The sequence below is a fragment of the Planctomycetota bacterium genome, from assembly GCA_016872555.1.
Classification (GTDB): Bacteria; Planctomycetota; Planctomycetia; order Pirellulales; family UBA1268; genus F1-20-MAGs016.
In genome coordinates this window covers 61,845-85,406 of the sequence record VGZO01000010.1, presented here as the reverse complement: position 1 = coordinate 85,406, position 23,562 = coordinate 61,845, and the positions used below count along the sequence as shown (strand labels likewise).

Sequence of the window (23,562 nt, the reverse complement as noted above, 5' to 3'; positions counted from 1 at the left end):
CCCCGTCGTGATAGGTCAGCGGCTGGCCATGTCACACGACACGCCGCCGGCGGCCGGCACGTAGCATGACCGGGCGTAATCCATCACCATCCGGTGGGAACTGAAGCGCCAGGCCAGCGAGGCGATCGAGTTCATCATCATCTTGATCCAGGCCCGCGGCAGGCCGTCGACGTCGCGGTCGTAGAACGTCGGGATCACCTCGGTCCGCAGCACCTCGAACAGCGCGTCGGCGTCGCGCCGGTCGGTGATCTCGTCGTGGGCGTGGGTCTCACCGCGCCCGATCGCGAACCCGTTGCGGCCGTCGTAGGCCTCGGCCCACCAGCCGTCGAGGATCGAGCAGTTGAGGCCGCTGTTGAGGACCACCTTCTGGCCGCTGGTGCCCGAGGCCTCGAGCGGCCGCCGCGGGTTGTTGAGCCAAACGTCGACACCCTGGATGAGGTGGCGGCAGACGTTGATGTCGTAATCCTCGACGAACACGATCCGCCCATGGGTTCGCGAATCGTGGCGGAGGTTGGCGATCCGGCGGATCAGGTTCTTCCCCGGCTCGTCGGCCGGATGGGCCTTGCCGGCGAAGATGATCTGCAGCGGCCGGTCGGGGTCGTTGATCAGCTCGATCAGCCGGTCGAGGTCGGAGAGCACGAGGTCGGCCCGCTTGTAGGTCGCGAACCGGCGTGCGAAGCCGATCGTGAGCACGTTGGGGTCGAGCGCCGTCCGCGCCTTCTCCACCGCCTCGTCGCACTCGCCGCGCCGCCGGCACTGCCGGGCGACCCGGCGGCGGACGAATTGGAGGAGGAGGTTCTTGAGCGCGTAGTGGGTCTCCCACAACTCACCCGGGTCGCAGTCGTGGATCCGCTGCCAGACATCCGGCTCACCCATCCGCCGGAACCAGTTGGCGGGAAACAGCCGGTCGTAGAGCTGGAGCATCTGCCAGCTCAGCCAGCTCGGCACGTGGACGCCGTTGGTGATGTGGCCGATCGGCACCTCTTCCTCGACCCGCAGCGGCCACAGCGGGGCCCACATCTTGCGGCTGACATGGCCGTGGAGGGCGCTGACGGCGTTGGCACGGCGCGAGAGCTTCAGCCCGAGGACCGTCATGCAGAACGGCTCGCCGTGGTTGTGCGGGTCGACCCGTCCCATCCCCATCAACTGCTCGTGGGAGATCCCCAAGGCGTCGCGCATCGGCCCGAGGTGCTCTTCGACGAGATTGCCGTCGAACCGGTCGTGGCCCGCCGGCACGGGTGTGTGGGTGGTGAACACCGTCTGCCGGGCCACCTGGCGGATCGCCTCGTCGAACGAATAGCCGTCGCGCTCGACGCGGCCGCGGACTGCCTCGAGCATCGCGAAGCAGGAATGACCCTCGTTAAGGTGGTAGACGCCGGGCACGATCCCCAAGGCCCGTACAGCGCGGACGCCACCGATGCCGAGGACGAGCTCCTGGCGGATGCGGACGCGGTTATCGCCACCGTACAGGCGGGCGGTGAGTTGCCGGTCCTCTGGTTTGTTGCCTTCGACGTTCGAATCGAGGAGGTACAGGTCGACACGGCCGACCGCGAGCTTCCAGACCTTGGCGTGGATCGGCCCGGAGCGGGTGTCGATCGTCACCTGGATCGGCTGCCCGTCGGCGCCGAGCGCCGGCTCGATCGGCAGATTGTCGACGCGGTTCTGCAGGTACTCCTCGTGCTGGTAACCGTCGATGTCGAGGTACTGCTTGAAATAGCCCTGGTCGTAGAACAGCCCGACGGCCAGCAGCGGGATGCCCAGGCCGCTGGCACTTTTGATGTGGTCACCCGACAGCACTCCGAGGCCGCCGGAGTAGATCGGGATCGACTCGTGGACGCCGAATTCGGCCGAAAAATAGACCACCGGCTTCGAACCGAGCACGCCGGCGTGGATCGTGCTCCAGGTGTTGCCGGCCGCGAGGTATTCCTTGAGTCGCCGGTACGCTTGGTTGATGCGGCTGTAGAGGACCAGCTCTGCCGCCCGCGATTCGAGCCGCTCCGGCGTGAATTCGGCCAGCAACGCGATCGGGTTGTGGTCGAGCTGGCGCCAGCGGACCGGGTCGATCTCCCGAAACATGTTGCCGACCTCGGGATGCCAGCTCCACCACAGGTTGCGGGCCAGGGCGAGGCATTTGTCGTACAGCCGCTCGGGAGACATCTCGTCGAGACGCGGCGGGGCGAGCGTGCCCGCAGCGGGTCGCGTGCCGCGATCCTCGTCGTCGGGATCGGCCGGGTACGCCGACGGAGGAAGGGGGCGCGGCGATTCGTCCTGGCTCATGGTTCGGCTCCGGGCGGGGTGTGGAGACGGCGGGTAACCGTGCCAGAAGGGCCGCAGTATAGTTGCGGGAGAGGTCCGCTTCGACCCCCGCGGACCGGGCCCGACAGCACGCCCGCGGCACGACACCAATTGACCACTGCCGGCGCCGACCACCGTCTCGTCGAAGCCCTCGCCGCACGCGCCGGACGGACCGCCGCGGTCGGGCCATGGGACAGCGGCAGCCTCGCCGCCCTGGCGACGGCGGGAACACTCGGGGAGTTCGTCCCGGTCGCGCACGGGGGTGCCGGCGCGGGTGAAGGCCGCCGGCTCGACCTCCTCGCCACCGTCGCCGAGCAGTGCCTGACGACGGCGCTGGTGCTGTCGCAGTGGGCCGCCGCCGTCCGTCTCGTCGAGGGCGCCGACGACGCGGTGCGCACCCGCGAGTTGCCGGCGCTCGCCCGCGGAGAGCGGTTCACGACGATCGGGATCTCCCAGCTCACGACCAGCCGTCGGCATCTCGGCCGGGCCGCGGTCCGGGCCAGCAGCGGCGTCGGCGGCTGGCGCCTCGACGGCGAGTGCCCATGGGTCAGTGGCGCCGACCGCGCTGACACGCTCGTCACCGGCGCCCTCGACGCCGACGGCGTGCCCCGGTTCTTTCTCGTCGACACCGCGGCCCCCGGGGTGCGGATCGACCCGCCAATGGAACTACTGGCGCTGTCAGGGAGCCGGACGACGACCGTCGGCCTGGCGGCGGTCAGCCCGTCGGCCGTGCTCGAGGCCCCGCCCGGCGGCCCGCGCGCCGGCGGCTTGGCGACGATCGCGCTGGCGCTGGGGACGGCACGGGCGGCGGTGGCGATGGTGGCGCGGGAGGCGGCCGACCGCGCCGAACTTTCCCCGATCGCCGCGGCGCTCGGCGCGGAGGCCACGGCAATCGGTGCCGAGCTCGCCCGCGCCGCCGAGACGGGGATCGGCCCGGAGGCCCGCGATGCCCTGCGAACCAGGGCCACCGGCCTGGCGCTGCGGGCGACGCAGGCGGCGCTGACGGCCGCCAAGGGAGCCGGATTCGTCGTCGGTCATCCCGCCGAACGCCTCGTCCGTGAGGCCTGTTTCTTCCTCGTGTGGAGTTGCCCTCCGGCGGTCGCCGGAAGCGTGCTGTGCACGCTCGCGGGTATTTCCGGACCCGCCTGACCCCCGGGCCCGACCGGCCGGCAACTGCCCTTGCCCGCAGCCGGCGGTTCCCGTGAAGATTCCCCGCCATTCCACCCGACCCAGCGGCCCCGGCAGGATGCCATGCCCGCGCCCCGCTCGATCGTCATCGTCAAGCTGTCGGCCATCGGCGACGTGATCCACGGGATCCCGGTCGCGGTGGCGCTGAAGCGGGCGTTTCCCCAGGCGACGATCGGCTGGGCCGTCGAGGGACGGGCGGCCGACGTCCTCGCCGGGCACCCGGCGGTCGACCACCTGTTCCGCCTGCCGCGGGGCTGGTCGCGGTCGCCTGGCGCCGTGTGGCGGCTGCGCCGCGACCTGCGTGCCTTCCGCCCCGACGTGACGATCGACCTCCAGGGGCTGCTCAAAAGCGCGCTGGCCGCGTGGCTGTCGGGAGCGCCGATGCGGATCGCGCCGGCGCCCCCCGAGGGACGGGAGCGCTCCTGGCTCCTGGCCACCCACCGCGTATCATCGTCCGCCACGCATGTCATCGAGCGCGCGTGCGACCTGCTCGCCCCGCTCGGCATCCGCGCCGCGGGCCAGACGTTCGACATGCCGCGCTGGCCGGTGAGCCAGCAACGGATCGAACGCTGGTTCACCGACGAAGGGCTGGCCGCCGCGCCGGTGCTCGTCAATCCCGGCGCCGGCTGGCCATCGAAGCTCTGGCCCGAGGAGCGGTTCGCGGCGGTCGCCCGCGGCCTCGCGGCGGGCCATGGCGTGCCGGTGGTCGTCACGTGGGCGGGCCCGGGGGAGCGGGCAGCCGCCGAACGGATCGTCGCCGCCGCTGGCGGCGCGGCCCGCCTCGCGCCGCCGACGACGCTCCAGGATCTCGGCGAGCTGTGCCGCCGGGCCCGGTTGATGATCTCGAGCGACACCGGCCCGCTGCACCTGGCGGCCGCCGTCGGCACGCCGTGCGTGGGCCTGTTCGGACCGGTCCCGGCGGCCCGCAACGGCCCCTACGGCGCCGGGCACGCGGTCGTCGAACCCCCCGCCGCATTGCGGCCGGCGTGGCCCGACCGCAAGACCGACAGCCGCTCGATGGCGGGAATCGACGCCGAGGCGGTGCTCGCCGCCGCCGGGGCGCTCGTAACGCGTGCGGCGGCGGCCTGACCGCCGGAAGCAGGGCTATACTGGCGGCATCGCCGGAGGAAACCCATGCCCCGCCCGCGCACCAATCCGTTCACGGTCCTGCTCGGCATCGTGGGGATCGCGTTCACGCTGACCGCGGCGAGCTACTGCGTGTCTGTGCTCCGGGGCGTGCGTCCGACAGCCCTCGCCTCGGCCCATTCGTTCGACGCCCTGATGAGCGGCCACGGCACGGCGATCCTCGCCGGCGAGTTGCTCCTCCTGGCGATCAGCACCGCGGGTTCGATCGCCGTCGACGAGTTGGGCCACCGGAAGACCCGCCGGCTGCTCCGTGAGGAGCGGCAGCGGCGGGGAGACGACTCCGGTGCGCCGGCAGCGGCCGGCACCGAATCAGCCGGAGCGGGCGGATCGTGAGCGGCGCGGCAGCCGAGATCGCCCGGCTCCGCGAGCAGATCCGCCACCACGACCGCTGCTACCACGTCGCCGCCCGGCCGGAGATCTCCGACCGCGACTACGACATCCTCGTCGCCCGCCTCCAGCGCCTCGAGGCCGAGCATCCGCAGCTCGTCACCGCCGACAGCCCGACCCAGCGAGTCGGTGGCGAGCCGGTGCCCGGGCTCGTCGCCGTCCGGCACCGGGCGCCGATGCTGTCGATCGACAACACATACGATGCCGCCGACCTGCTCGCCTGGGGAAAGCGCGTCGAGAAGCTGCTCGCCACCGACAACGCCGGACCCACCGACGTGACCTGGGTCCTGGAGCTGAAGATCGACGGGGTCGCCGTCGCCCTCCGCTACGACGCGGGCCTGCTCACCCGGGCGGCCACCCGCGGCAACGGCTCCGTCGGCGACGACATCACCCACAACGTCCGCACGATCCACGGGGTGCCGCTGCGCCTCGCCAGGGCCGATCCTCCGGAGTCGGTCGAGATCCGCGGCGAGGTCTACATGGCCAACTCCGACCTGGTGACGCTCAACCAGGCCCAGGCCGCACGTGGCGAGCAGCCCTACGCCAACACGCGGAACGTCGCCGCCGGGAGCATCCGCCTCCTCGACCCACGCGAGTGCGCCCGGCGGCCGCTCCGCTTCCTGTGCCACGGCGTCGGCGACGCCACCGGCCTCGGCGTCGACTGCCAGACCGGCCTCTTGGCCTGGGCCGTTGCCGGCGGACTGCCGGTGGCGCCGCAGACGCGCTCGTTCCGTTCGCTCGAGGCGCTCGTCGAGCATGGCACGGCGCTGATCGAGGAGCTGCACACGCTCGACTTCGAGGTCGACGGGTTCGTCGTCAAGGTCGACGACTTCGCGCAGCAGCGCCGCCTCGGCGCCACCGCCAAGAGCCCGCGCTGGGCGATCGCCTGGAAGTTCGAGAAGTTCGAGGCGACGACGACCCTGGCCGCGATCCGCGTCCAGGTCGGCCGCGGCGGCGCCGTCACGCCCGTCGCCGACCTCGAGCCGGTCGAGCTGGCGGGCACGATCGTGCGCCGTGCCAGCCTCCACAACGCCGACGAGGTGGCCCGCAAGGACGTCCGCGTCGGCGACGTGCTGGTCGTCGAGAAGGCGGGCAAGGTGATTCCCCACGTGGTCCGTGTCGAGAAGCACCTCCGCCGCGGCGATCCGCCCCCGTGGGTGCCGCCGAGCGAGTGCCCCGAATGCGGCACGGCGCTCGTCCGCGACCCCGACGGCGTGTTCATCCGCTGCCCCGACCTCGCCTGCCCGGCACGGGTCCGCGAGCGGCTGCGGTTCTTCGCCTCGCGCGGCGCGATGGACATCGAGGGGCTGGGGGACAAGCTCGTCGAGCAGCTCGTCGCCACCGGCCTGGTCCGCGACTGTGCCGACCTCTACGACCTCACCGTTGCACAACTCGAGCCGCTCGAGCGGATGGGGCGGAAGTCGGCCGAGAATCTGGTCGGGCAGATTGCCGCCAGCAAGGAGCGCGGCCTGGCACGGCTCCTCAACGCCGTCGGTATCCGCCACGTCGGCCCGCGCGTCGCCAGCCTGCTGGCCGCCCGGTTCGGCACGATCGCACGGCTCCAGGCGGCGGGCGCCGAGGAGCTGGCGGCGGTCGAGGAGATCGGCCCGGTGATCGCCGCCACGGTCCACGAGTGGATGACCGGTGACCACGGGCGAGAGACGATCGCGGCGCTGGCGGCCCATGGCGTGAAACTCGACGAACCGGCCGCGGGACGGCCGGCCGCGTCGGGCCCACTGGCGGGCAAGGTGCTGGTCGTCACCGGCAAGCTCGTGGGGCTGTCACGCGACGAAGCCGAGGCGGCGATCGAGCGGGCCGGTGGCCGGGCGACGGCGAGCGTCTCGAAGAAGACCGACTACCTCGTCGCCGGCGCCGATCCGGGCAGCAAGCTCGACAAGGCGCGGAAGCTCGGCGTCGCCGTGCTGTCGGAAGCCGAGTTCCTCGCCTTGCTCGGGCCGTCCCGGCCTCCGGCACATGCATGAGGGATGTCCGTCAACCGGCCCGGTCGCCGTCGACAGGCGCCGTGAGCAGCACAGTCACGGCGAACACCGCCATCGCCGCGCCCCACCACGGCTCGCCGACGACGAGCCCGACCACCGGCCAGCCCACGATTCCGATCCACCCGGTCAGCCGGCGCAGCGCCGGCACACAGACACCCGCCGCGAACACGGCCTCGAACAGCGTGATCCCGTGGGTGACGGCATCGGTCAGGTACTCCGATCGGCCGAAGGCTGTCTGGAACTGCACCGGCACAGCCGCGTTGATCGAAAGCAACCACGCCGCCGACCCACCCCACCAGACATCGGCCTTCAACTGGGCAAGCAGCGCGGCGCCGGCGATCACGGCAGCATGGACAAGCAGCAAAGACAGCGCGATCCGGTTGCGGATTCCCGGTTGGGCAGGTCCTGAACCCCGCGCGACGGCCAACTGCCTATCCACCGAAAGATCGTCCCCCGAGCGACCGACCACGAGGCACCACAGCAACACGGCCGTGCAGTCGTCGGCCGGGCCGGCGAGCATCGGCGCGCGGTGCAGGAGGCTGGCGAACCCGGCGGCTGCCAGCGGCGCCGCGAGCGGTGTCGCCAGACCGACCGTCAGGCAGACGAGCGCCGCGCCGATCGCCAGGTAGAGCCCGCGGACAACCACGGTCGACCGGGCCAGGTCGAGGATCGACACGCCCCACGGCGAGCGCCACTCTCGGACGGCCTCGACGGGGAGCAGTCCGTCGGGTCCGAACCAGGTGTTCAGGTCGGCTGACCAACTCCACCACAGCGCGAGCGCCACCGTACCGGCGAGGATCCTCACGATGGCCAGCGGCCGGGGCAAGGCGGGAGCGAACCAGCAGCGTTCCCAGGCCGCCGCGATCGCGCTGCCCGCGGACGGGAAGGCCATGTCAGCGAACCTTCCCTTCGAGCGGTGGTGCGGGGCGGAGGAGAGGCGCGAGTTCCTCGGGATCCGACGTACGGATCAGCTGGAGTCCGGCCGAACCACGCCGGAGGCGCACCGTACTGACCTTCTCCGGCGCCGATCGGGCGGCCGTCCCGCGCTCCGGGAACGGATCGCGGGACACCACGACCTCGAGATCGTCGGCGCCGACGCGGGAGAACAATCCCTCCGCCATGCCGGTCGCCAGCACCGAGGTGCCCGAGGGATCGGCGTCGTCGATCGCCACGGCCCGGGCGAGCCGGCGCCAGCGCGCGGCGCGCTGGCCAGTCATGCCGCTGGCCGGAAACTCGAGGGCAGGCGCGGCGGCTCCGCGGCCACTGACCAGGAGCCGATGGTCGGCGTCGTCGGGGAGCCCGCGGGTGAGACCGTAGTCGAACCCGAGGTCGAGCCACGGCGGAACCATCCATGGGGAGAAGAGTCGGCCGTGGAGAGCGCTCACCAGAGCCGAGGCGCCACTTGCCGAGTTGGCAGCGATCGACAGGAGCAGTCCGAGGAAGTAGGCCGCGAGCGCCAGCGTCACCGCCCCCCGGACCGCATCACTCGCAAGCGCGGCGCGGTGCTCGGCAGATGACGGCACGGCGTGCGGTGGCGCCCCCCGGCCCCGACACGCGTCCGGCCAACGTCGCCCCATCGCTCTCACGACCTCCGCCCGGGGTGCGGGCCGGGCCCCGACGGGGGACCGACCTTCCGACCGCCGTGCCCCACAATGCTTCCGCGTTGACAGTCGTGCAAGGAGCCGATAGTTTCGGTTGGTCCGTGAGGGGTCGCCGAGCCGATGCCGCAGCGCCAGGTGTTCCCGGTCGGCCGACCCTGTCTGGCCAGAGGGTGTCGGGGCACTGGGCAGGCGCGGGAATCCCGGCCGCCACCCGCGGCACCCGAACATGTCGGGGGATTAGCTCAATTGGGAGAGCGTCTGGCTGGCAGCCAGAAGGTCAGGGGTTCGAATCCCCTATCCTCCACTTCTCAACCTCGGCGTCTCGCATTTCGGCCGGTCAGCGTTGGTGACGGCGGCGACCAGCCCACCCGCTGGTCCTTCCGTCCGGCCGTGTCTCACCAGCGTGAGTCGCCGTGACCAGCGACGTCGTTGCGGACGGAGCGGTGGTCCGCCTTCCCGAAGGTGAACTGGCGTGGGTCGACGGCCGTTGGCTGCCGCGGTCCGAGTTCGCGATCCCGGCCGGGGACGCAGGGTTCGTGCTCGGCGCCACGGTGACAGAGCAGTGCCGGACCTTCGGCGGACACCTGTTCCTCCCCGTTGCCCACCGGGAACGCTTCGCCGCCTCCCTGGTCGCGGCGCGGATCGCCCCACCGCTTCCGGTCGCCATGGTCTTCGAAGCCGCCACGGTGCTCGCCCGTCACAATCATCGGCTGCTCCCCGCCGGCGATGATCTCGGCGTCGTCATCCTCGCGACTCCCGGTGATCTCCCCGCCCAGCACGGTGGCCGCCCCGGTCGGCCGCGGCTGGCGGTGCATTCGTTCCCGCTGGTGTTCCCCCTCTGGGCCCGGGCCTACCGCGGTGGCGTCGCCCTCCGCGCCGTCACCGTCACCCAGGTGCCGGCGACCTGCTGGCCGTTGGAGCTGAAGTGCCGCAGCCGGATGCACTACCACCTCGCCGACCGTGAAGCAGCCGATGCCGAAGCGGGCGCCCGGGCGCTGATCTGCCATGGCGACGGAAGGGTCAGCGAGACGAGCACGGCCAACGTCGCGATCGTCCGTGACGGCACCGTCACGACGCCGCCACCGGGCGACGCCCTCCCCGGGATCAGTCTCGCCCACACGCGCCGACTGGCCAGGCGCCTCGGCATCCCCTGGATCGAGCACAGCCTCGCGCTGGCCGACGTGCGTGGTGCCGACGAAATCCTGCTCACGAGCACGCCGTCGTGCCTGCTGCCGGCGACACGCTTTGACGGCATCGCGATCGGCGCGGGTGTCCCCGGGCCGGTGTTCACGCGGCTGATCGCCGCCTGGACCGACGACACAGGCGTCGACATCATCTCCCAGGCGGAGCACGCTGCCGCCCGGGCCGAGCGCTGATCCCTGCGAACCGCCGCCCCTGCCGACCATGCCCGACGACTCATTCACCGGCGACGAGGTCGTCGCGCCCGTCCGCTGGCGCGTCGTCCATACGACGATCTACGACTACGCCGCGCCGGTCTTGGTCTGCCACAACCAGATCCATCTGGCGCCGCGCGACACGCCCCGGCAGGCGATCGTCGCCCACCGCGTCGAGGTCGATCCGGCACCGGTACGGATCGCCGAGCATGTCGACGTGTTCGGGAACCGCGTCGGGTCGTTCGTCGTCGAGCAACCCCATGGTCGGCTGGCGGTGACAGCGACGACCGAGGTCGACGTCTGCGCCACTGCCGCTCCCGACGACGACGGCAGCCGCTGGGAGGACGTGGCGGCGCTGGCGGTCGGCCGCACCGGCCCCGAGGGACCGTCGCTGCGCGGCATGCGGCTCGATTCGCCGCTCGTCCGGCGACACGACGCGGTGACCGCGTGGGCGGCGGAGTCGTTTCCCCCGGGGCGTTCGTGGCGTGCCGGCCTCGAGGATCTCACCCGGCGGATCCACCGCGACTTCGCCTACGATCCGGGCGCGACGACCGTGAGCACCCCGGTCGAGCAGGTGTTCGCCCTGCGTCGCGGGGTCTGCCAGGATTTCGCCCACCTGCAGATCGCCTGCCTCCGCGCGCTGGGCCTGCCGACCCGGTACGTCAGCGGCTACATCGCCAGCGGCACCACCGCCGGCGGTGACGGCGCGGCACTCGTCGGCGCCGACGCGTCGCATGCCTGGCTGTCGTGCTGGGGCGGCCGGGCGGGCTGGGTGGACGTCGATCCCACCAACGACTGCCTCGTCGGCGGTCGCCACGTGACGGTCGCGTGGGGCCGTGATTACGGCGACGTCTGCCCGATCAAGGGGGTGTACGTCGGCGGCGGGCAGCACCGCCTGCAGGTCGCGGTCGACGTGCGGCGGGTATGACCGTCGATCGCCAGGAACCGGACATGCCCCGCACGACACGGCTGCTGGTGATCGCCGTGGTCGCGGCCGTCGCCGTGCCCGCGCTGCCGCTGCTGCTGCTCGGTGTTCGCCTCGACCGCGCCGTCGAGGAGTGGCTCGCCACCGATCCGCCGGCACTCGCACTGGCAGCCACCGAAGTCGCGGTCCTCGCCGCCGACATCCTCCTGCCGGTGCCTTCGAGCGTCGTCGCCACCCTCGCCGGTGCCGTACTCGGCGTGCCACTGGCGACCGCCTGCGGCTGGGCGGGGATGACGCTCGGGAGCGTCGCCGGCTGGGCCCTCGGGCGCCTCGTCGGAACCCGCGCCCTCGCCCGGCTCCCCGACGACGAGCGGGCGGCCCTCGTCGACCGGCAGTCGCGCCTCGGCCCCGGGCTCGTGCTGCTGACGCGACCGCTGCCCCTGCTGGCGGAGGCGACGGCCCTGCTCGGCGGTGCCACCGGGATGCGGTTCGCGGAGTTTCTCCCGGCAGCGGCCGCCGGCAATCTCGCCGTGGCCCTCGCCTGGTCGGTGGCGGGGGCCGTGGGGCGTCGCTGGGGAGGGGTCGAGACGGCGGCGATCGCGGCGCTGCTGCTGCCGGCCGCCGCGACCTGGTGGGCATGGCACCGCCGCGCGCCCGTGCGGTCAACGTGAGGCCAGTTTCGCCTCCGTCCGCGCGAACACCGCCTCGAACACGCGCCGCACGGCCGCGGTGAGGATATCCACCTCAACGCGCAGCGACGTCGCATCGGCGGCCCCGAGGAGGTGGGCGAGCCGGCGCTGCTCGGCGGGAGCGGCCGGGATTTCGTGGCGCGTCGTGGAACCGACCAACCACAGCCGCCCCGTGACCAGCCGGAGGCGCCGTTCCGCGGCGGCCAGCACGGAACATTCCCCGGCGTCGAGATGGCCGGCACGGTGCAGCGCCGGGAGCGCCTCGGCCGTCCGCGGCGTGCGCAGCGACGGATCGGCGCCGCCGTGCACGAGCTGCAACAGATGGACGACCGCCTCGATGTCGACGAGCCCTCCGGGACCGCGCTCGAGATTGGCCGGCGCCGCCCCCTCCTCGGCACGGTGCCGCACCCCCCGCAGCGCCGCGACGTCGGCGGCGCTCCAGGGATGACCGTAGCAGGCGGTGTCGATGATCGAGCGGACCCGCACGGCGGCCGCCTCCCCGCCGATCACCACCCGGGCCTTGAGCAGAGCCTGCCGCTCGGCCGGCGTCGCCGGCCCGTCGGGGGCGAGCGCCCGTTCCAGCTCGCCGAGCGACAGCGCCGCGGGGGCACCGCGCCCCGCGGGGCGCAGTTCGTAGAGCCGGCCGTGGGCGGTCGAGCGGTTGAACGATCGCGTCACGCGCTGCGCCAACTCGCCGAAGAAGTGGGCGTTGGTCGTGGTCTCCGTCGAGCGCCGGCCACGGCGCTGGGGAAACGAATGGCCATCGTGGTCGTAGAGAAACATGACGTCGACCGGACTGGCGTAGTTCATCTCGGCGCCGCCGAACTTTCCCAGACCGATCAGCACGACTTCGGCCCGCTGTCCCTCGCGTACGCCGCCGGTGACAAGCGGCTCCCCGAGCCGCTCCCCGAGCCGCTCCTCCTCGCGCGGCACGACGACGCGGAGGATCGCCTCCGGGATCGCCGCCAGCGCGGTGGTCACCGTCCCCACGTCGCCCCGGCCGAGGATGTCGCGGACGCCGATCTGCAACTGGCGCGAGACCTTGAAGGCATGGAGGATCGGCTCGGCATCGACGGCACCGCGGCACAGCGCGCGGAGCTCGGCCTCGAGAGGCGCCGGCCCGGAGGGCTCGTCGATCATCAGCCCGTCGAGCAATTCGTCGATCATCCCCGGATGGGCGACGAGGAGACCGGCGAGGTACGGGCTCGAGGCGCACAGCCGCACCGTCAGGTCGAGCGACGGTGGATGGACGCTGAACAGTTCCCACAACACCCCCTTGCCGCCGAGCGAATCGGCGACCGCCACCAGCGTGGCGAGCGTGGCGTCGGGATCGGGCGTCGCGGCGATCGTCGTGAGGAGGCGCGGAGCGCTGGCCGCGAGGAAATGGCGGCAGCGCGGGCTGGAGAGGAACGGCACGCGCTCCTCGGCGAGCGACTTCAGCGCCGCCCAAGCGCCGGCGACGTCGGCGAAGCCGTGGCCGGCGAGGAGGCGCTCCACCGTCTCGGCGGCAGGGTCGGGATCGAGGAGCAGATCGACCTCGGGGGCCGGCGCGCGGTCGTCGGGAAAGGCGTCGTCGAGGAGGTGATCGACGATCCGCCGGGTGAGCGTCATCGCCCCGGCGATGCTCTCGGTGAGCCTCCGCGCGCCGTCGGGCCCGGCCCCTTCACCGAGCCGGATCGCGAGCCGCTCACGCTCGCGGGGCGCGGCCGGAAGGCCGTGCGTCTGCCGGTCGTAGAGGATCTGGAGGCGGTGTTCGACGGTCCGCAGCAGCGTGTAGGTGCGCTCGAGGACCTCCCGCTCCTGGTCGGTGAGGACCGCGCATTCCGCCAGCCGGCGGATCGCCTCGAGCGTGTTCCCGGTCCGGACACGGGGAATGTCGCCGCCGGCGAGCAGCTGGAGGAACTGGATCGTGAACTCGATGTCGCGGATCCCGCCGCGGCCGTGCTTGACGTCGTCGATGGCAGCCGACTCGTGGGCGGCACGGGCCTCGATGCGGCGTTTGAGCGATTGGATCTCGCCGATCTCGGCGCGTGTCAGCCAGCGGCTGTAGATCCACGGCTGGAGCTGCCCCAGCAGCCGCGTGCCCAGCGCCCGGTCGCCGGCCACGCACCGCGCACGGACCCACGCCTGCCGCTCCCAGGTCCGCCCCTGGCGGTCGGCGTAGTGCAGCAGCGTCTCGCGCGACAGTGACAACGGCCCGGAGTTGCCATGGGGCCGCATCCCGAGATCGACGCGGTACCCGATCCCGGCATCGCTCGACTCGGCGAGGAGCCGCACCAAGTCTTGCGCGACGCGCGTGAAGAACTCCTGGTTGGTGCCGGGCCGCGCCCCTTCGACGCGGCCATCGGCCGAGTGCACGAGGACCAGGTCGATGTCGCTGGAATAGTTGAGCTCGGCGCCGCCGAGCTTGCCCAGCGCGATCACGGCCAGCGTCGCCCGTTCGCCGCCGGGCCCGCGCGGAACGCCGCGGATCGCCTCCTGCCGGCGCAGGGCGAGCGCCAGCGCGGCGTCGAGGATCGTCTCGGCGACCAGCGACAGCTGCCCCGTGACCGTCTCCAGTCGCTGCCCGACGACGATGTCGCCGTAGGCGACCCGCAGCAGTTCACGGCGGCGGAATCGACGCAGCGCACGGATCGCCAGGTCGGGATCGTCGACCGCCGCCAGCTCCCCCTCGAGCGCGGCGGCGAGCACATCCCGGCCGACGGGCCGGCCCCCCGCCACCCGGACCTCCTCCCACGACTCCGGGTCGCCGATCACGATTTCGGCGAGGTGGGCGCTGGCGGAGAAGATCGCCAGCAGGATCGCCAGCGCCCGCGGATCGCGCTGGAAGAGGGCCGCCGCCGCCAGCGGGCTGCGGACGGCGGCGAGGAACCGCTCGAGCGCGACGAGCACCCGCTCCGGGTCGCTCGTCCGCGGTAATTCCCCGGCCAGCGCCGTGAGCAGCGCGGCGAGGAGGTCGTCGGGCAACCCCACGGCGGCCAGCTCGCCGAGGTGCCGCCTCGCCGCCGTCGGATCGGGAAGCCCGGCGGCGGTTCCCCATGCCGTCGCCCGCTCCGATTCGCCGAGCAACCGCCGCAGATCGGCCCCGGTCACGACGAGGGGGGTGGAGACACCCGAGGATGCGGCCGAGCGGACCACGCGGTCACGTCCTCCGCTCCCCGACCACCGCCGGCGGACGGATCTGGTGGAGAACGGGGGCCGGTGGACAGGCTGCGCCCGCGGAGGCGGTGCTGCCAGCGGCCGCCCCCGCGTCGTCGGCGATCAGCCCGGCGAGCGACCATGGGCCGGCGGCGATGATGTCGACGTCCACCAAGCGGCCCACGAGGCGCAGCGGTGCGTCGAAGACGACGATCCGGTCGCAGCGCGTCCGCCCGGTGAGCTGTGCGATTGAATCGGGCGTGTCGCCGGCCCCGCCGCGCTTCCCGTCGCGGGCACTGAGCCCCTCGACGAGGACCTGCTGGCGGGTGCCGACGAACGGCTGGTTGCCGGCGCGGCTGGCCTCCGTCTGCGCATCGAGGAGGAGGCGGTGACGCTCCTTCTTGACCTCCTCGGGGACGTCGTCGGGCTGGCGCTGGAAGGCCTTCGTCCCGGGCCGCGGGCTGTACTTGAAGATGAAGCTGTTCTTGAAGCCGCACTCCTCCACGAGGGCGAGCGTGGCGGCGAACTCGGCGTCGGTCTCGCCGCAGAAGCCGACGATGAAGTCGCTCGTCACCGCCGCGTGGGGCAGCTCGGCCCGGACCATCGCGAACATCTCGCGGTATTCGCCGATCGTGTAGCCGCGCTTCATCCGCCCGAGCACGGCGTCGGAGCCGTGCTGCGCGGGGACGTGGAGGTAGGGGCAGACCTTGGGCAGGTCGCGAACCGCGGCGACGAGGTCGGCCGTCATGTCGCGCGGGTAGTTGGTGACGAAGCGGATCCGGTCGAGCCCGGCGACGCCGTCGAGGCGGGCCAGCAGGTCGGCGAGCCGCGTCGTGCCCGTGCCGTCGGTCCAGCGGTAGCTGTTGACCGTCTGCCCGATGAGGGTCACCTCGCGACACCCCTCGTCGACCAGCCGGCAAACCTCGGCGACGATCGTGTCGGGGGCCCGCGCCTGCTCCGGGCCGCGGACGTGGGGGACGACGCAGAACGCGCAGAATTTGTCGCACCCGGTCTGCGTGCGCACGAAGGCCTGGAAGGGATTGGGGCGCATCGACGGGTCGCGGTCGGGATCGTAGCTCTCGAAGCTGCGCGCGATCTCGTCACGGCTCCCCGCCGTCCGCCCCAGCGCCACCTCGACACGCGGTCCGCCGCCACTGCGGATCGCCTCGACGAGGAGCGGCACGCGGTGGAGCTGCCCCGGCCCGACGACGAGGTCCACCCACGGCGCCCGCGACCGGACCAGCGCCTGCTCCTTCTGGGCCATGCAGCCGAGGACACCGACCACGAGGCCAGGGCGCCGTTCCTTCTCGAGGCGGACGCGACCGAGCGCCGACCAGACCTTGTCCTCGGCATGCTGGCGGACGCTGCAGGTGTTGAAAAACACCGCATCGGCGTCGGCGACCTCCGGGGCGACGTCCCAGCCCTGGCGGCGCAGCGCCGCCACCACCAGCTCGCTGTCGAGCACGTTCATCTGGCAACCGACGGTGTCGATCCACAGCTTGGGCATGGCGGGATTTTACCAGCCCGGCCGGCGGAAGCCGCGGCCAGTTCGTCGCCGCGGCAGGCAGCGCCGCCCGGCGGGCGCTTGGTGCCAGCGGCCGTCAGCCGAGCACGGTCCCCGGCGCGAGGAGGTGACCGCGGAGGAAGTCCGCGGCGGGCATTGGCCGCCGCCCCTCGGGCACGAGCCTGAGGATCTCGACTGCGGTACCGTCCCCGCTGGCGACGACGAACCTGCCGGGGCCGGCGTCGAGGACCGTTCCGGGAGCCGCCGTCGCGGGCGCGGCAGCGGCGACGGCGACGTCGTCGAGCACCAGCCGCAGCGCCGGCTGGCCAGGGCGGCGCCACACCGTCGCCGCCCGTGGCCAGGGCTCGAGGGCCCGGCGCAGCCGTTCGATCGCCGCCGCGGGCTGCCGCCAATCGACGAGGCCGTCGGCCTTCGTCAGCCGTGGTGCCCGGGTCGCCAGGGCGGCGTCCTGCGGGGTGCCGACCGTGGCGGGATCGGCGCCCGCCTCGACCGCCGCCCGCAACCGTTCGATCGCCTCGAGCACCAGCGGCGCGCCGAGCCGCGCCAGCCGCGCCTCGAGCTCCGCGGCGGTCTCGGCGGCGCCGATCGGCGTCGTCGCGACCGCGAGCACGTGGCCGGCATCGAGCGCCGGCGTCATCGCGATCACGCTCGCCCCGGTGACGGCGTCCCCCGCGCGGATCGCCCACTGCACCGGAGCGGCGCCACGGTGGCGGGGGAGGAGCGAGCCGTGGAGGTTGAGACCCCCCAGTGGCGCCAGCCCGAGGATCGCCGCGGGGAGAATCTGGCCATAGTCACAGACCACGAGCAGAGCGGGGCGCAGCGCCGCCAGGTCGGCGGCCGCGGCCGGGTCGCCGATCCGTTCGGGGGCGAGGATCGCCAGCCCGGCGCGGAGGGCGGCTTCGCGGATCGGGTTGGGAGGGGGCCGGCGGCCTCCCGGCGCATGGCCGGGGCGGGTGACGACCGCGACGATCTCGTGCGTTGAACCGAGCAGCGCTTCGAGCAACGGCACCGCAAACGGGCCGGTGCCCATGACGACGATCCGCAGCGGCCGGCCGTCGTCCCGCGCCATCACGCCGACCCGGTGGCCGGGACGCAGCGAGCCGCCTCGAGGTGCGCCAACCGCTCGAGCATCGCCGCCGTCGTGGGCAACTCACCTCGCGACTGCCGGCCGTGGAACACCTCGCGGAACGAGTCGAGCATCCGCCGTGCCTCGAGGGCAGCCGCATCGGGGAGCCGATCGGTGAACAACCGCCCCTCGAGGTGGTCGTACTCGTGCTGGACGACGCGGGCGACGAGGCCGTCGAGATCCATCCGAAACGGCGCGCCGTCGAGCGACCAGGCCTCGACGCAGACGCGCTCCGGCCGGCGGACGTCCATCCGCAGCCCAGGCAGGCTGAGGCACCCCTCCTCCTGCACGGCGATACCGCGGGGGCGCGAGAGCACCGGGTTGACGAACACCAGCTCCTCGCCGGCGTCACGGCGCCCCTCGACGTTGACGACGAACAGCCGATAGGGGAGGGCGACCTGCGTGGCCGCCAGGCCGATCCCGTTGGCGGCGTACATGATCTCGAACATCTGTTCGACGGCGTCGCACAGTTCGTCGTCGATCTGCGCCAGTGCCCGGGCCGGCCGCGCCAGCGCGGGGTGGGGGTATTCGACGAGCTCCAGCCGCCCGATCGGCGGCGCGGCATCGGCAGCTGGCGGAGGCGAGTCGCTCGGCATGGGGTCGGTGGTCCGGGGTCAGGGTATCATTCGACATTCTACCTGTCCGGCACGGCGTGCGGCCCTGGCGATGACCCCACCGCTTCCTGGCCCTGATTCCGAAAGCGCGGCGCTGCGCGACCCGGCGGTGTGCGTGGCGACCTGCGGCGGCGTCGGGCTGGCGCGGGTCGCCGCCGGCACGTGGGGCGCGCTCGTCGGCGTCGTGCTGGCAGGCACCCTCGCCTGGGCCCGGCTTCCGTTTCCGGTCGAGGTCGCCCTGCTGGCGGCGCTCAACGCCGCGGCCGTTCCGATCTGCACGCGGGCGGCGCGACGGCTCGGCGGCAGCCCCGATCCGGGGGCGATCGTGCTCGACGAATGCGCCAGCCTGCCGCTCGGCCTGCTGGTGGTGCCGGCGGCGGACCGGACGCTGCCGGTCATCGCCCTGGCATTCGCGCTGCACCGCCTGTTCGACATCCTCAAGCCCTTTCCCTGTCGGCAGCTCGAGCGGCTCCCGGGGGGGCTGGGGATCATGGCCGACGACTGGGCCGCCACGGCGATGATGGCCATCGTCCTGTTCGTCGCACGGCCCTGGCTGGGGGCGTGATCGGGGAGACGGGTGGGATGATCCGCGTGCTGCTCGTCGACCACGGGTGCTGCGACCCACCGGCGACCCGAGTGCACGCGCTTCGCCGTGTGCTGGAAGCCGGCGGGGCGGTCACCGCCGCCTGCGGCCCGACGTCGGTCCCGGCCCTCGCCGCCTCCACGCCCGGCCTGTACGGCATCCACCTCCACGACATCGCCGCCGCCAACCGCAGCTTTCTCGCCGCGGTCCGCGACGGCAGCGCCGCGGCCCTGCTGGCCGCCACCGCCACGCTTCCGCCGCGCCTCCTCGGCCTGGTGCGCGAGACGGCGCGGCAGGCGCTGGCCGAGGCGGTCGACGGCCTGCACCCCGACGTGATCTTCATCCTCCACGCCGGGATCCTCGCCGACCTGGCGATCGAGACCGGCGTGCCGGTGGCGCTGCAGGTCGTCGCCGGCGACCTCGCGGCGGCGGCCCACGGCACGCGCGTCGACGAACTGGTGCGGGCGGCGCTGGCCAGCGCCGAGTGGGTCAACGCCGACCGGGATGCCGACGCCCCGGCGGGCATCCCCGCGGTTGACGTCGACCTCCTCACCGCGTGCCGCGCGGCGCTCGAGGCGCGGGTCCAACGCCGCTCCTGAGGCCCTCGGCGGTGTCAACCGCCGGTGGGGCGGATCTGACGCTCCCTCGTCCTTCCGCGACGACAGGCTGGATTCGAACCGGCAGCCTGCAAGGCACCGGGCCGGCCGGTCAGGATTCGGCCTCGATCGAAGCCTTCATCGAGCCCTTCGAGCGGGCGAGGAGACGGTCGGCGCCGAAGGCGTGGATCTGGTCGCGCTTCAGTTCGGCATGCTCGCGGGTCGTGGTGAGGACGATCACCCGGCCCTGGGTGTCGACCTCCTTGGCGAGCCGGAAACCGCGCTCCGGGGGGTGGCCGAACAGCGACTGGAGCATCGTGACCACGTAGTCGTAGGTGTGGTCGTCGTCGTTCCAGAGCACGACATGGTAGCGGGGCTGGCGCTTCGGCTTGTCGCGCCGCTCGGCTTCCGGAGGGGCCGGGGCCGGCGTCTCCTCGATCGCGGTCTCGGCGCTGGCGGCGGCGGGCATCGGCAGGAAGGGCTCCACCACGGGAACGGCGGGAAAACACCGCCCGAGCCGATAGTATACGCAGTTCCGTTCCCCCGCGATCGCACCGCCTCGCCCCGGAGACGTCCCCCGTGCTCGACCGCCGTTTCGTCGCCGACAACGTCGATCTCGTGGCCGCGAACTGCCGCGACCGCGGCTCGGCCGCCGACGTCTCCCGCTTCGCCGAGCTCGACCGCCTCCGTCGCCAGCTCCAGGCCGACGTCGACCGGCTCAACCAGGAGGCCGGCCAGGTGAGCCGCTCGATCGGCAAGGCGGCGGACGCGGCGGCACGTGACGCCCTCAAGGCCGAGGGGCGCCGGCTCCGCGAGGAGGCGGCGGCGATCGATACGCGGCTGACGGCGATCGTCGCCGAGGGAGACGAGATCCTCCGCGCGATCCCCAACCTCACCCATCCCGCCGCGCCGCGCGGCGGCGAAAGCGACGCCGTCGAGATCCGGCGCGGCTCGACACCGCTCCGTGAATTCGGCTTCGCGCCGCGCGACCACGTCGCCCTGGGGGCGAATCTCGGGCTGTTCGACTTCGAGGCCGGTGCCCGCGTCGCCGGCCACGGCTTCTACTTCCTCACCGGCGCCGGCGTGTTCCTCGAACTCGCGCTGCAAAAGTACGCCCTCGACCTGCTGGTCGCGGCCGGATTCACGCCGATGACCACCCCCGACCTGGCGCGCGACACGATCCTCGAGGGCACCGGCTTCATGCCGCGCGGCCCCGAGACGCAGATCTATTCGATCACCGATTCCGACCTGTCGCTGGTGGCGACCGCGGAGATCACGCTCGGCGGGGCGATGCACGAACGGATCTTCGATCCGGCCGAGCTCCCCCTGCTCCTCGCCGGCACGAGCCACTGCTTCCGCACCGAGGCCGGCGCTCACGGCCGCGCGACGCGCGGGCTGTACCGCGTGCACCAGTTCACCAAGGTGGAGATGTTCGCGTTCACGCTCCCGGAGCAGAGTGAGGAGATCCACGCGAAGCTCCTCGACCTGGAGTGCCGGCTGTTCGACGGTCTCGGGATCCCGTATCGCGTCATCGACACCGCCAGCGGCGACCTCGGCGGGCCGGCGTACCGGAAATTCGACCTTGAGGCCTGGATGCCCGGCCGTGGCACGGCCGGCGAGTGGGGGGAAGTGACGAGCACCTCCAACTGCGCCGACTACCAGTCGCGCCGGCTGGCGATCCGCTACCGGCCGACGGGGGGCAAGGGGACCGCCTTCGTCCACACCCTCAACGGCACCGCCGTGGCGATCAGCCGGGCGATCATCGCGATCCTCGAGAATCACCAGCAGGCCGACGGGTCGGTGACCGTGCCCGCCCCGCTCGCGCCGTGGGTCGGCACCGACCGGCTCCTGCCCCGCGCGACGTGAGGCGCCCGATGGTGACCGGACAGCACGCCCGGGGGACCGAGGCCGATTCGTTCGGGAGCGGTGGCGTCGTCGCCGTCGACGGCCTCGAGAAGCACTATGGCCCGGTCCGTGCGTTGGCGGGCGTGAGCCTCACCGTCGCCCGGGGGGAGATCTTCGGGCTCCTCGGCCAGAACGGCGCCGGAAAGACGACGCTGGTCAAGATCCTCCTCGGGATGGTCCTCCCCACCGCCGGGTCGGCGCGGCTCCTCGGCCGGCCGGTCGGGAGCGTGGCGGCGCGGCGCACCGTCGGCTACCTCCCCGAGGACCACCGCCTTCCCGAGTACCACACCGGGCCCTCCCTGCTCGACGTCTACGGCGGGCTCCAGGGACTGTCGGCTCCGGTTCGGCGCCAGCGCGGCGCCGAACTGCTCGCCAGCCTCGGCCTCGGCGGCCGCCAGCGCCTGCGGATCCGCGGCTATTCCAAGGGGATGAAGCAGCGGCTCGGCCTCGCCCAGGCCCTGCTCCACCGCCCCGCCGTGCTGTTCCTCGACGAGCCGACCGACGGCGTCGATCCGGTCGGGCGGCGGCAGATCCGCGAACTGCTGCTCGCCGAACGGGACCGCGGCGTGACGATCTTCATCAACAGCCATCTCCTCGGCGAGGTCGAGCAGCTCTGCGACCGCGTCGCGATCATGCGCAAGGGGAGGATCGTGCTCGCCGGAACCGTTCCGCAACTGGTCGGCCGCAAGCCAAGTTGGCTGGTGGAGTTCGACCGGCCGCCCCCGGACGGTCTGGTGGTCCCCGGGGCGCGGCTCGAAGCGGCCGACCAACCGGGTCGGTTCCGGCTGTCGGTCGGGGAGGATGCCGCGGGGGCCGCGGTTGTCGCCGAGGCGCGGCTCGATGCCTTCCTCGCCGCGGCCGCGGCCAGCGGCCTCGCCCTCCGCCACCTCGAGCAGGAGCGCGGCAGCCTCGAAGACGTCTACCTCGGGGCGGCCCAGGCCGACGCCCCGGCGCCGGCCGCCACACGGGGTGACGCATGAGCGGGGAGCTCACGGACGACGGCGCTCCGGCCCCGGGGATCGTGCGCAGCGCCCTGGCGATCCTCCGCGACTCGTGGCTCGAGTTCCGGGACGCACGCGTGCTGTGGCTGCTGGCGGCGGCGATCGCGATCCTGTTCGTGACCGCGCTTTCGGGCCGGGTCGAGCCGCGGCCGGCGGGGCGCACCTTCTTGGACCTGGCCGCCAAGACCCTCGGCGCCGACCTTGACGGATTCGACCTCGCCACGGAGACCGTCGGGGACGTCGTCGCCCGGCTCGACGGCTCGCTGGCGTGGGTCACCGCCGCCGAGCCGATCGGTGACGACGTGCCCGAATCGTCGTGGAAGGTGACACTGGCGCGGAACACGGTGCCGCTGGTCGGAAAGCCGGAGACCAGCGAAGCGGTCCGCGAGCGTTTCGGCACGATCCCCGACGGCCGGCTGTGGCAGGTCGCCGAGATCCGCGAGACGACCAACCGCATCACCTCCGCGCTCGGCGGTCAGACCTGGGAGTTGACGGTCACCCCCGGACCCGACCTGCGGATCCTCTGGCCCCACCGGTTCACGCTGTTCTTCGGCGGCATGGACATGACGCCCGAGCAGGGGGCGCCCCTGGGCCTCGAGGTGTTCATCCTCCAGAAGCTGCTCTGCACCGGGATCGGCAGCACGATCCTGCTCTTGGTGTGCGTGGTCGTCACCGCGCCGTTCGTACCGACGATGCTCCGCAAGGGGACGCTCGAATTGCTCCTCGTGCGCCCCGTGCCGCGGTGGCAGCTGATCGTGTTCAAATACGCCGCGGCGCTGGCGTTCGTCGCCGTGCTCCTGGGAGCGCTGATCCTCGCCACGTGGGTGGTGACGGTGGTCCTCGCCGACGTCCGCTCGCCGGGCGTGGTCCTCGCCCTGCCGAGCCTGCTGTTGTTCTTCGCGCTGCTCCTGGCCGTGAGCGTCTGCACCGGCGTGATCACACGGTCGGCGCCGGCGGCGATGCTGGTGACGGTCAGCTACTGGGCGGTCTTGTTCATCGTCGGCGTGATGCACCAGCAGTCGGTCGCCAGCCGCCTCCGCGAGGAGAACGTGGGCCGGCCGCGGCCGACCAGCATGGTCGAAACCCTCCGCGGCCGGAAGCCGTCCGTCGACAAGCCGCAGAGCCCCGGGTCGGCATTCCACAAAAGCACGGTCGGGCGGTTCGCCGACGCCGTCTATGCCGTGCTGCCGCACACCGAGGATCTCGACACGATGGTCGACCGCCAGCTGATGCGCGACTTCGCGATCGGGGGCCGGCTGAGGATGCTCGTCGAGAGCGGCGATTTCTCCTGGCGGTCGGGGATCGGGCTCACCCTCCTCCACACCGCCGCCTACCTGGCGCTCGCCTGCGTGATCTTCGCCCGCCGCGATCCGTAGCGGCAGCGCCAGCCGACGGACTGCTCGATCGGCGTGGTACCACGCAAGCGAACGAGTCGCCGGATCGCCGACG

20 protein-coding genes and 1 tRNA gene are annotated in these 23,562 nt (G+C 72.8%); 13 read left to right on the top strand and 8 right to left on the bottom strand.

The genetic code is table 11. The features are described from left to right. Nucleotides 1-15: 15 nt before the first annotated feature. The gene (locus FJ309_05350; GenBank protein MBM3954025.1) at nt 16-2,157 is read right to left on the bottom strand and encodes a glycosyltransferase family 1 protein; all 2,142 of its coding nucleotides are present in this window, start codon (nt 2,155-2,157) and stop codon (nt 16-18) included. 249 nt (nt 2,158-2,406) lie between these two features. Here FJ309_05350 and FJ309_05345 point away from each other — a divergent pair, with 249 nt between their 5' ends. From FJ309_05345 to ligA, 4 genes are all read left to right on the top strand, one after another. Next, on the top strand, nt 2,407-3,444 hold the full coding sequence (locus FJ309_05345) for an acyl-CoA dehydrogenase (protein MBM3954024.1): 1,038 nt from the start codon (nt 2,407-2,409) through the stop codon (nt 3,442-3,444). A 102-nt stretch (nt 3,445-3,546) separates the two neighbouring features. Next, a complete protein-coding gene (locus FJ309_05340) occupies nt 3,547-4,572 on the top strand; it encodes a glycosyltransferase family 9 protein (protein ID MBM3954023.1) in 1,026 nt (341 codons plus the stop codon). Nucleotides 4,573-4,617: 45 nt separating this feature from the next. Then, a complete protein-coding gene (locus FJ309_05335) occupies nt 4,618-4,962 on the top strand; it encodes a hypothetical protein (protein MBM3954022.1) in 345 nt (114 codons plus the stop codon). Continuing rightward, nucleotides 4,956-6,998, top strand: a complete 2,043-nt coding sequence (ligA, locus tag FJ309_05330; GenBank protein MBM3954021.1) for an NAD-dependent DNA ligase LigA — start codon at nt 4,956-4,958, stop codon at nt 6,996-6,998. The genes FJ309_05335 and ligA overlap by 7 nt, the downstream gene beginning before the upstream one ends. A 10-nt stretch (nt 6,999-7,008) precedes the next feature. On the opposite strand, the gene FJ309_05325 is transcribed toward ligA, so the two are convergent. Together FJ309_05325 and FJ309_05320 are read right to left on the bottom strand one after the other, a co-directional pair. Beyond that, nucleotides 7,009-7,908 carry a hypothetical protein gene (locus tag FJ309_05325; protein MBM3954020.1) on the bottom strand — a complete coding sequence of 300 codons (900 nt, stop codon included), beginning with the start codon at nt 7,906-7,908 and terminating at the stop codon, nt 7,009-7,011. Between the two features lies 1 nt (nt 7,909). Further along, nucleotides 7,910-8,482, bottom strand: coding sequence for a hypothetical protein (locus tag FJ309_05320; GenBank protein ID MBM3954019.1), 573 nt, complete (start codon nt 8,480-8,482; stop codon nt 7,910-7,912). Nucleotides 8,483-8,848: 366 nt separating this feature from the next. Here FJ309_05320 and FJ309_05315 point away from each other — a divergent pair. The 4 genes from FJ309_05315 (at nt 8,849) to FJ309_05300 (ending at nt 11,607) form a co-directional block, all read left to right on the top strand. Next, nucleotides 8,849-8,921: transfer RNA gene (locus FJ309_05315), tRNA-Ala, on the top strand. Between the two features lie 109 nt (nt 8,922-9,030). Continuing rightward, the gene (locus FJ309_05310; GenBank protein ID MBM3954018.1) at nt 9,031-9,993 is read left to right on the top strand and encodes a hypothetical protein; all 963 of its coding nucleotides are present in this window, start codon (nt 9,031-9,033) and stop codon (nt 9,991-9,993) included. A gap of 28 nt (nt 9,994-10,021) precedes the next feature. Beyond that, nucleotides 10,022-10,939, top strand: coding sequence for a transglutaminase family protein (locus FJ309_05305; GenBank protein ID MBM3954017.1), 918 nt, complete (start codon nt 10,022-10,024; stop codon nt 10,937-10,939). Further along, a complete protein-coding gene (locus tag FJ309_05300; protein MBM3954016.1) occupies nt 10,936-11,607 on the top strand; it encodes a VTT domain-containing protein in 672 nt (223 codons plus the stop codon). Before FJ309_05305 ends, FJ309_05300 begins: the two co-directional genes overlap by 4 nt. Here FJ309_05300 and FJ309_05295 read toward each other — a convergent pair. From FJ309_05295 to def, 4 genes are all read right to left on the bottom strand, one after another. Further along, on the bottom strand, nt 11,599-14,763 hold the full coding sequence (locus FJ309_05295) for a bifunctional [glutamate--ammonia ligase]-adenylyl-L-tyrosine phosphorylase/[glutamate--ammonia-ligase] adenylyltransferase (protein ID MBM3954015.1): 3,165 nt from the start codon (nt 14,761-14,763) through the stop codon (nt 11,599-11,601). The genes FJ309_05300 and FJ309_05295 overlap by 9 nt on opposite strands. A 4-nt stretch (nt 14,764-14,767) precedes the next feature. Further along, nucleotides 14,768-16,270 (bottom strand): tRNA (N6-isopentenyl adenosine(37)-C2)-methylthiotransferase MiaB, encoded by a 1,503-nt coding sequence (miaB, locus tag FJ309_05290; GenBank protein ID MBM3954014.1) that lies wholly within the window; start codon nt 16,268-16,270, stop codon nt 14,768-14,770. A gap of 94 nt (nt 16,271-16,364) precedes the next feature. Further along, nucleotides 16,365-17,333, bottom strand: coding sequence for a methionyl-tRNA formyltransferase (locus tag FJ309_05285; GenBank protein MBM3954013.1), 969 nt, complete (start codon nt 17,331-17,333; stop codon nt 16,365-16,367). A gap of 23 nt (nt 17,334-17,356) precedes the next feature. Further along, a complete protein-coding gene (gene def / locus FJ309_05280; GenBank protein MBM3954012.1) occupies nt 17,357-18,010 on the bottom strand; it encodes a peptide deformylase in 654 nt (217 codons plus the stop codon). On the opposite strand from def, the gene FJ309_05275 reads away from it, so the two are divergent. Both FJ309_05275 and FJ309_05270 read left to right on the top strand, forming a co-directional pair. Further along, nucleotides 17,850-18,593, top strand: a complete 744-nt coding sequence (locus tag FJ309_05275) for a phosphatidylglycerophosphatase A (protein MBM3954011.1) — start codon at nt 17,850-17,852, stop codon at nt 18,591-18,593. The two genes, def and FJ309_05275, sit on opposite strands and share 161 nt — an antisense overlap. Before the next feature lie 17 nt (nt 18,594-18,610). Then, a complete protein-coding gene (locus FJ309_05270; GenBank protein ID MBM3954010.1) occupies nt 18,611-19,210 on the top strand; it encodes a hypothetical protein in 600 nt (199 codons plus the stop codon). Nucleotides 19,211-19,319: 109 nt separating this feature from the next. Here FJ309_05270 and FJ309_05265 read toward each other — a convergent pair whose 3' ends face one another. Next, complete coding sequence (locus FJ309_05265) at nt 19,320-19,676, bottom strand: ATP-dependent Clp protease adaptor ClpS (protein MBM3954009.1); 357 nt, start codon at nt 19,674-19,676, stop codon at nt 19,320-19,322. A 110-nt stretch (nt 19,677-19,786) separates the two neighbouring features. Here FJ309_05265 and serS point away from each other — a divergent pair, with 110 nt between their 5' ends. The 3 genes from serS to FJ309_05250 are packed head-to-tail and all read left to right on the top strand — an operon-like array spanning nt 19,787 to nt 23,489. Continuing rightward, complete coding sequence (gene serS / locus FJ309_05260; GenBank protein MBM3954008.1) at nt 19,787-21,073, top strand: serine--tRNA ligase; 1,287 nt, start codon at nt 19,787-19,789, stop codon at nt 21,071-21,073. Between the two features lie 8 nt (nt 21,074-21,081). After that, nucleotides 21,082-22,092 carry an ABC transporter ATP-binding protein gene (locus FJ309_05255; GenBank protein MBM3954007.1) on the top strand — a complete coding sequence of 337 codons (1,011 nt, stop codon included), beginning with the start codon at nt 21,082-21,084 and terminating at the stop codon, nt 22,090-22,092. Beyond that, nucleotides 22,089-23,489, top strand: a complete 1,401-nt coding sequence (locus FJ309_05250) for a hypothetical protein (GenBank protein MBM3954006.1) — start codon at nt 22,089-22,091, stop codon at nt 23,487-23,489. Before FJ309_05255 ends, FJ309_05250 begins: the two co-directional genes overlap by 4 nt. The last annotated feature ends 73 nt before the right edge of the window (nt 23,490-23,562 follow it).

What these genes read in the sequence shown, in the direction of transcription:
- FJ309_05350 (MBM3954025.1), bottom strand. Translation starts at nt 2,157, where the DNA reads ATGTCTCCCGAGCGGCTGTACGACAAATGCCTCGCCCTGGCCCGCAAC.
- FJ309_05340 (MBM3954023.1), top strand. Translation starts at nt 3,547, where the DNA reads ATGCCCGCGCCCCGCTCGATCGTCATCGTCAAGCTGTCGGCCATCGGC.
- FJ309_05335 (MBM3954022.1), top strand. Translation starts at nt 4,618, where the DNA reads ATGCCCCGCCCGCGCACCAATCCGTTCACGGTCCTGCTCGGCATCGTG.
- FJ309_05325 (MBM3954020.1), bottom strand. Translation starts at nt 7,908, where the DNA reads ATGGCCTTCCCGTCCGCGGGCAGCGCGATCGCGGCGGCCTGGGAACGC.
- FJ309_05305 (MBM3954017.1), top strand. Translation starts at nt 10,022, where the DNA reads ATGCCCGACGACTCATTCACCGGCGACGAGGTCGTCGCGCCCGTCCGC.
- FJ309_05300 (MBM3954016.1), top strand. Translation starts at nt 10,936, where the DNA reads ATGACCGTCGATCGCCAGGAACCGGACATGCCCCGCACGACACGGCTG.
- miaB (MBM3954014.1), bottom strand. Translation starts at nt 16,270, where the DNA reads ATGCCCAAGCTGTGGATCGACACCGTCGGTTGCCAGATGAACGTGCTC.
- FJ309_05275 (MBM3954011.1), top strand. Translation starts at nt 17,850, where the DNA reads ATGATCTCGAACATCTGTTCGACGGCGTCGCACAGTTCGTCGTCGATC.
- def (MBM3954012.1), bottom strand. Translation starts at nt 18,010, where the DNA reads ATGCCGAGCGACTCGCCTCCGCCAGCTGCCGATGCCGCGCCGCCGATC.
- FJ309_05270 (MBM3954010.1), top strand. Translation starts at nt 18,611, where the DNA reads ATGATCCGCGTGCTGCTCGTCGACCACGGGTGCTGCGACCCACCGGCG.
- FJ309_05265 (MBM3954009.1), bottom strand. Translation starts at nt 19,676, where the DNA reads ATGCCCGCCGCCGCCAGCGCCGAGACCGCGATCGAGGAGACGCCGGCC.
- FJ309_05255 (MBM3954007.1), top strand. Translation starts at nt 21,082, where the DNA reads ATGGTGACCGGACAGCACGCCCGGGGGACCGAGGCCGATTCGTTCGGG.
- FJ309_05250 (MBM3954006.1), top strand. Translation starts at nt 22,089, where the DNA reads ATGAGCGGGGAGCTCACGGACGACGGCGCTCCGGCCCCGGGGATCGTG.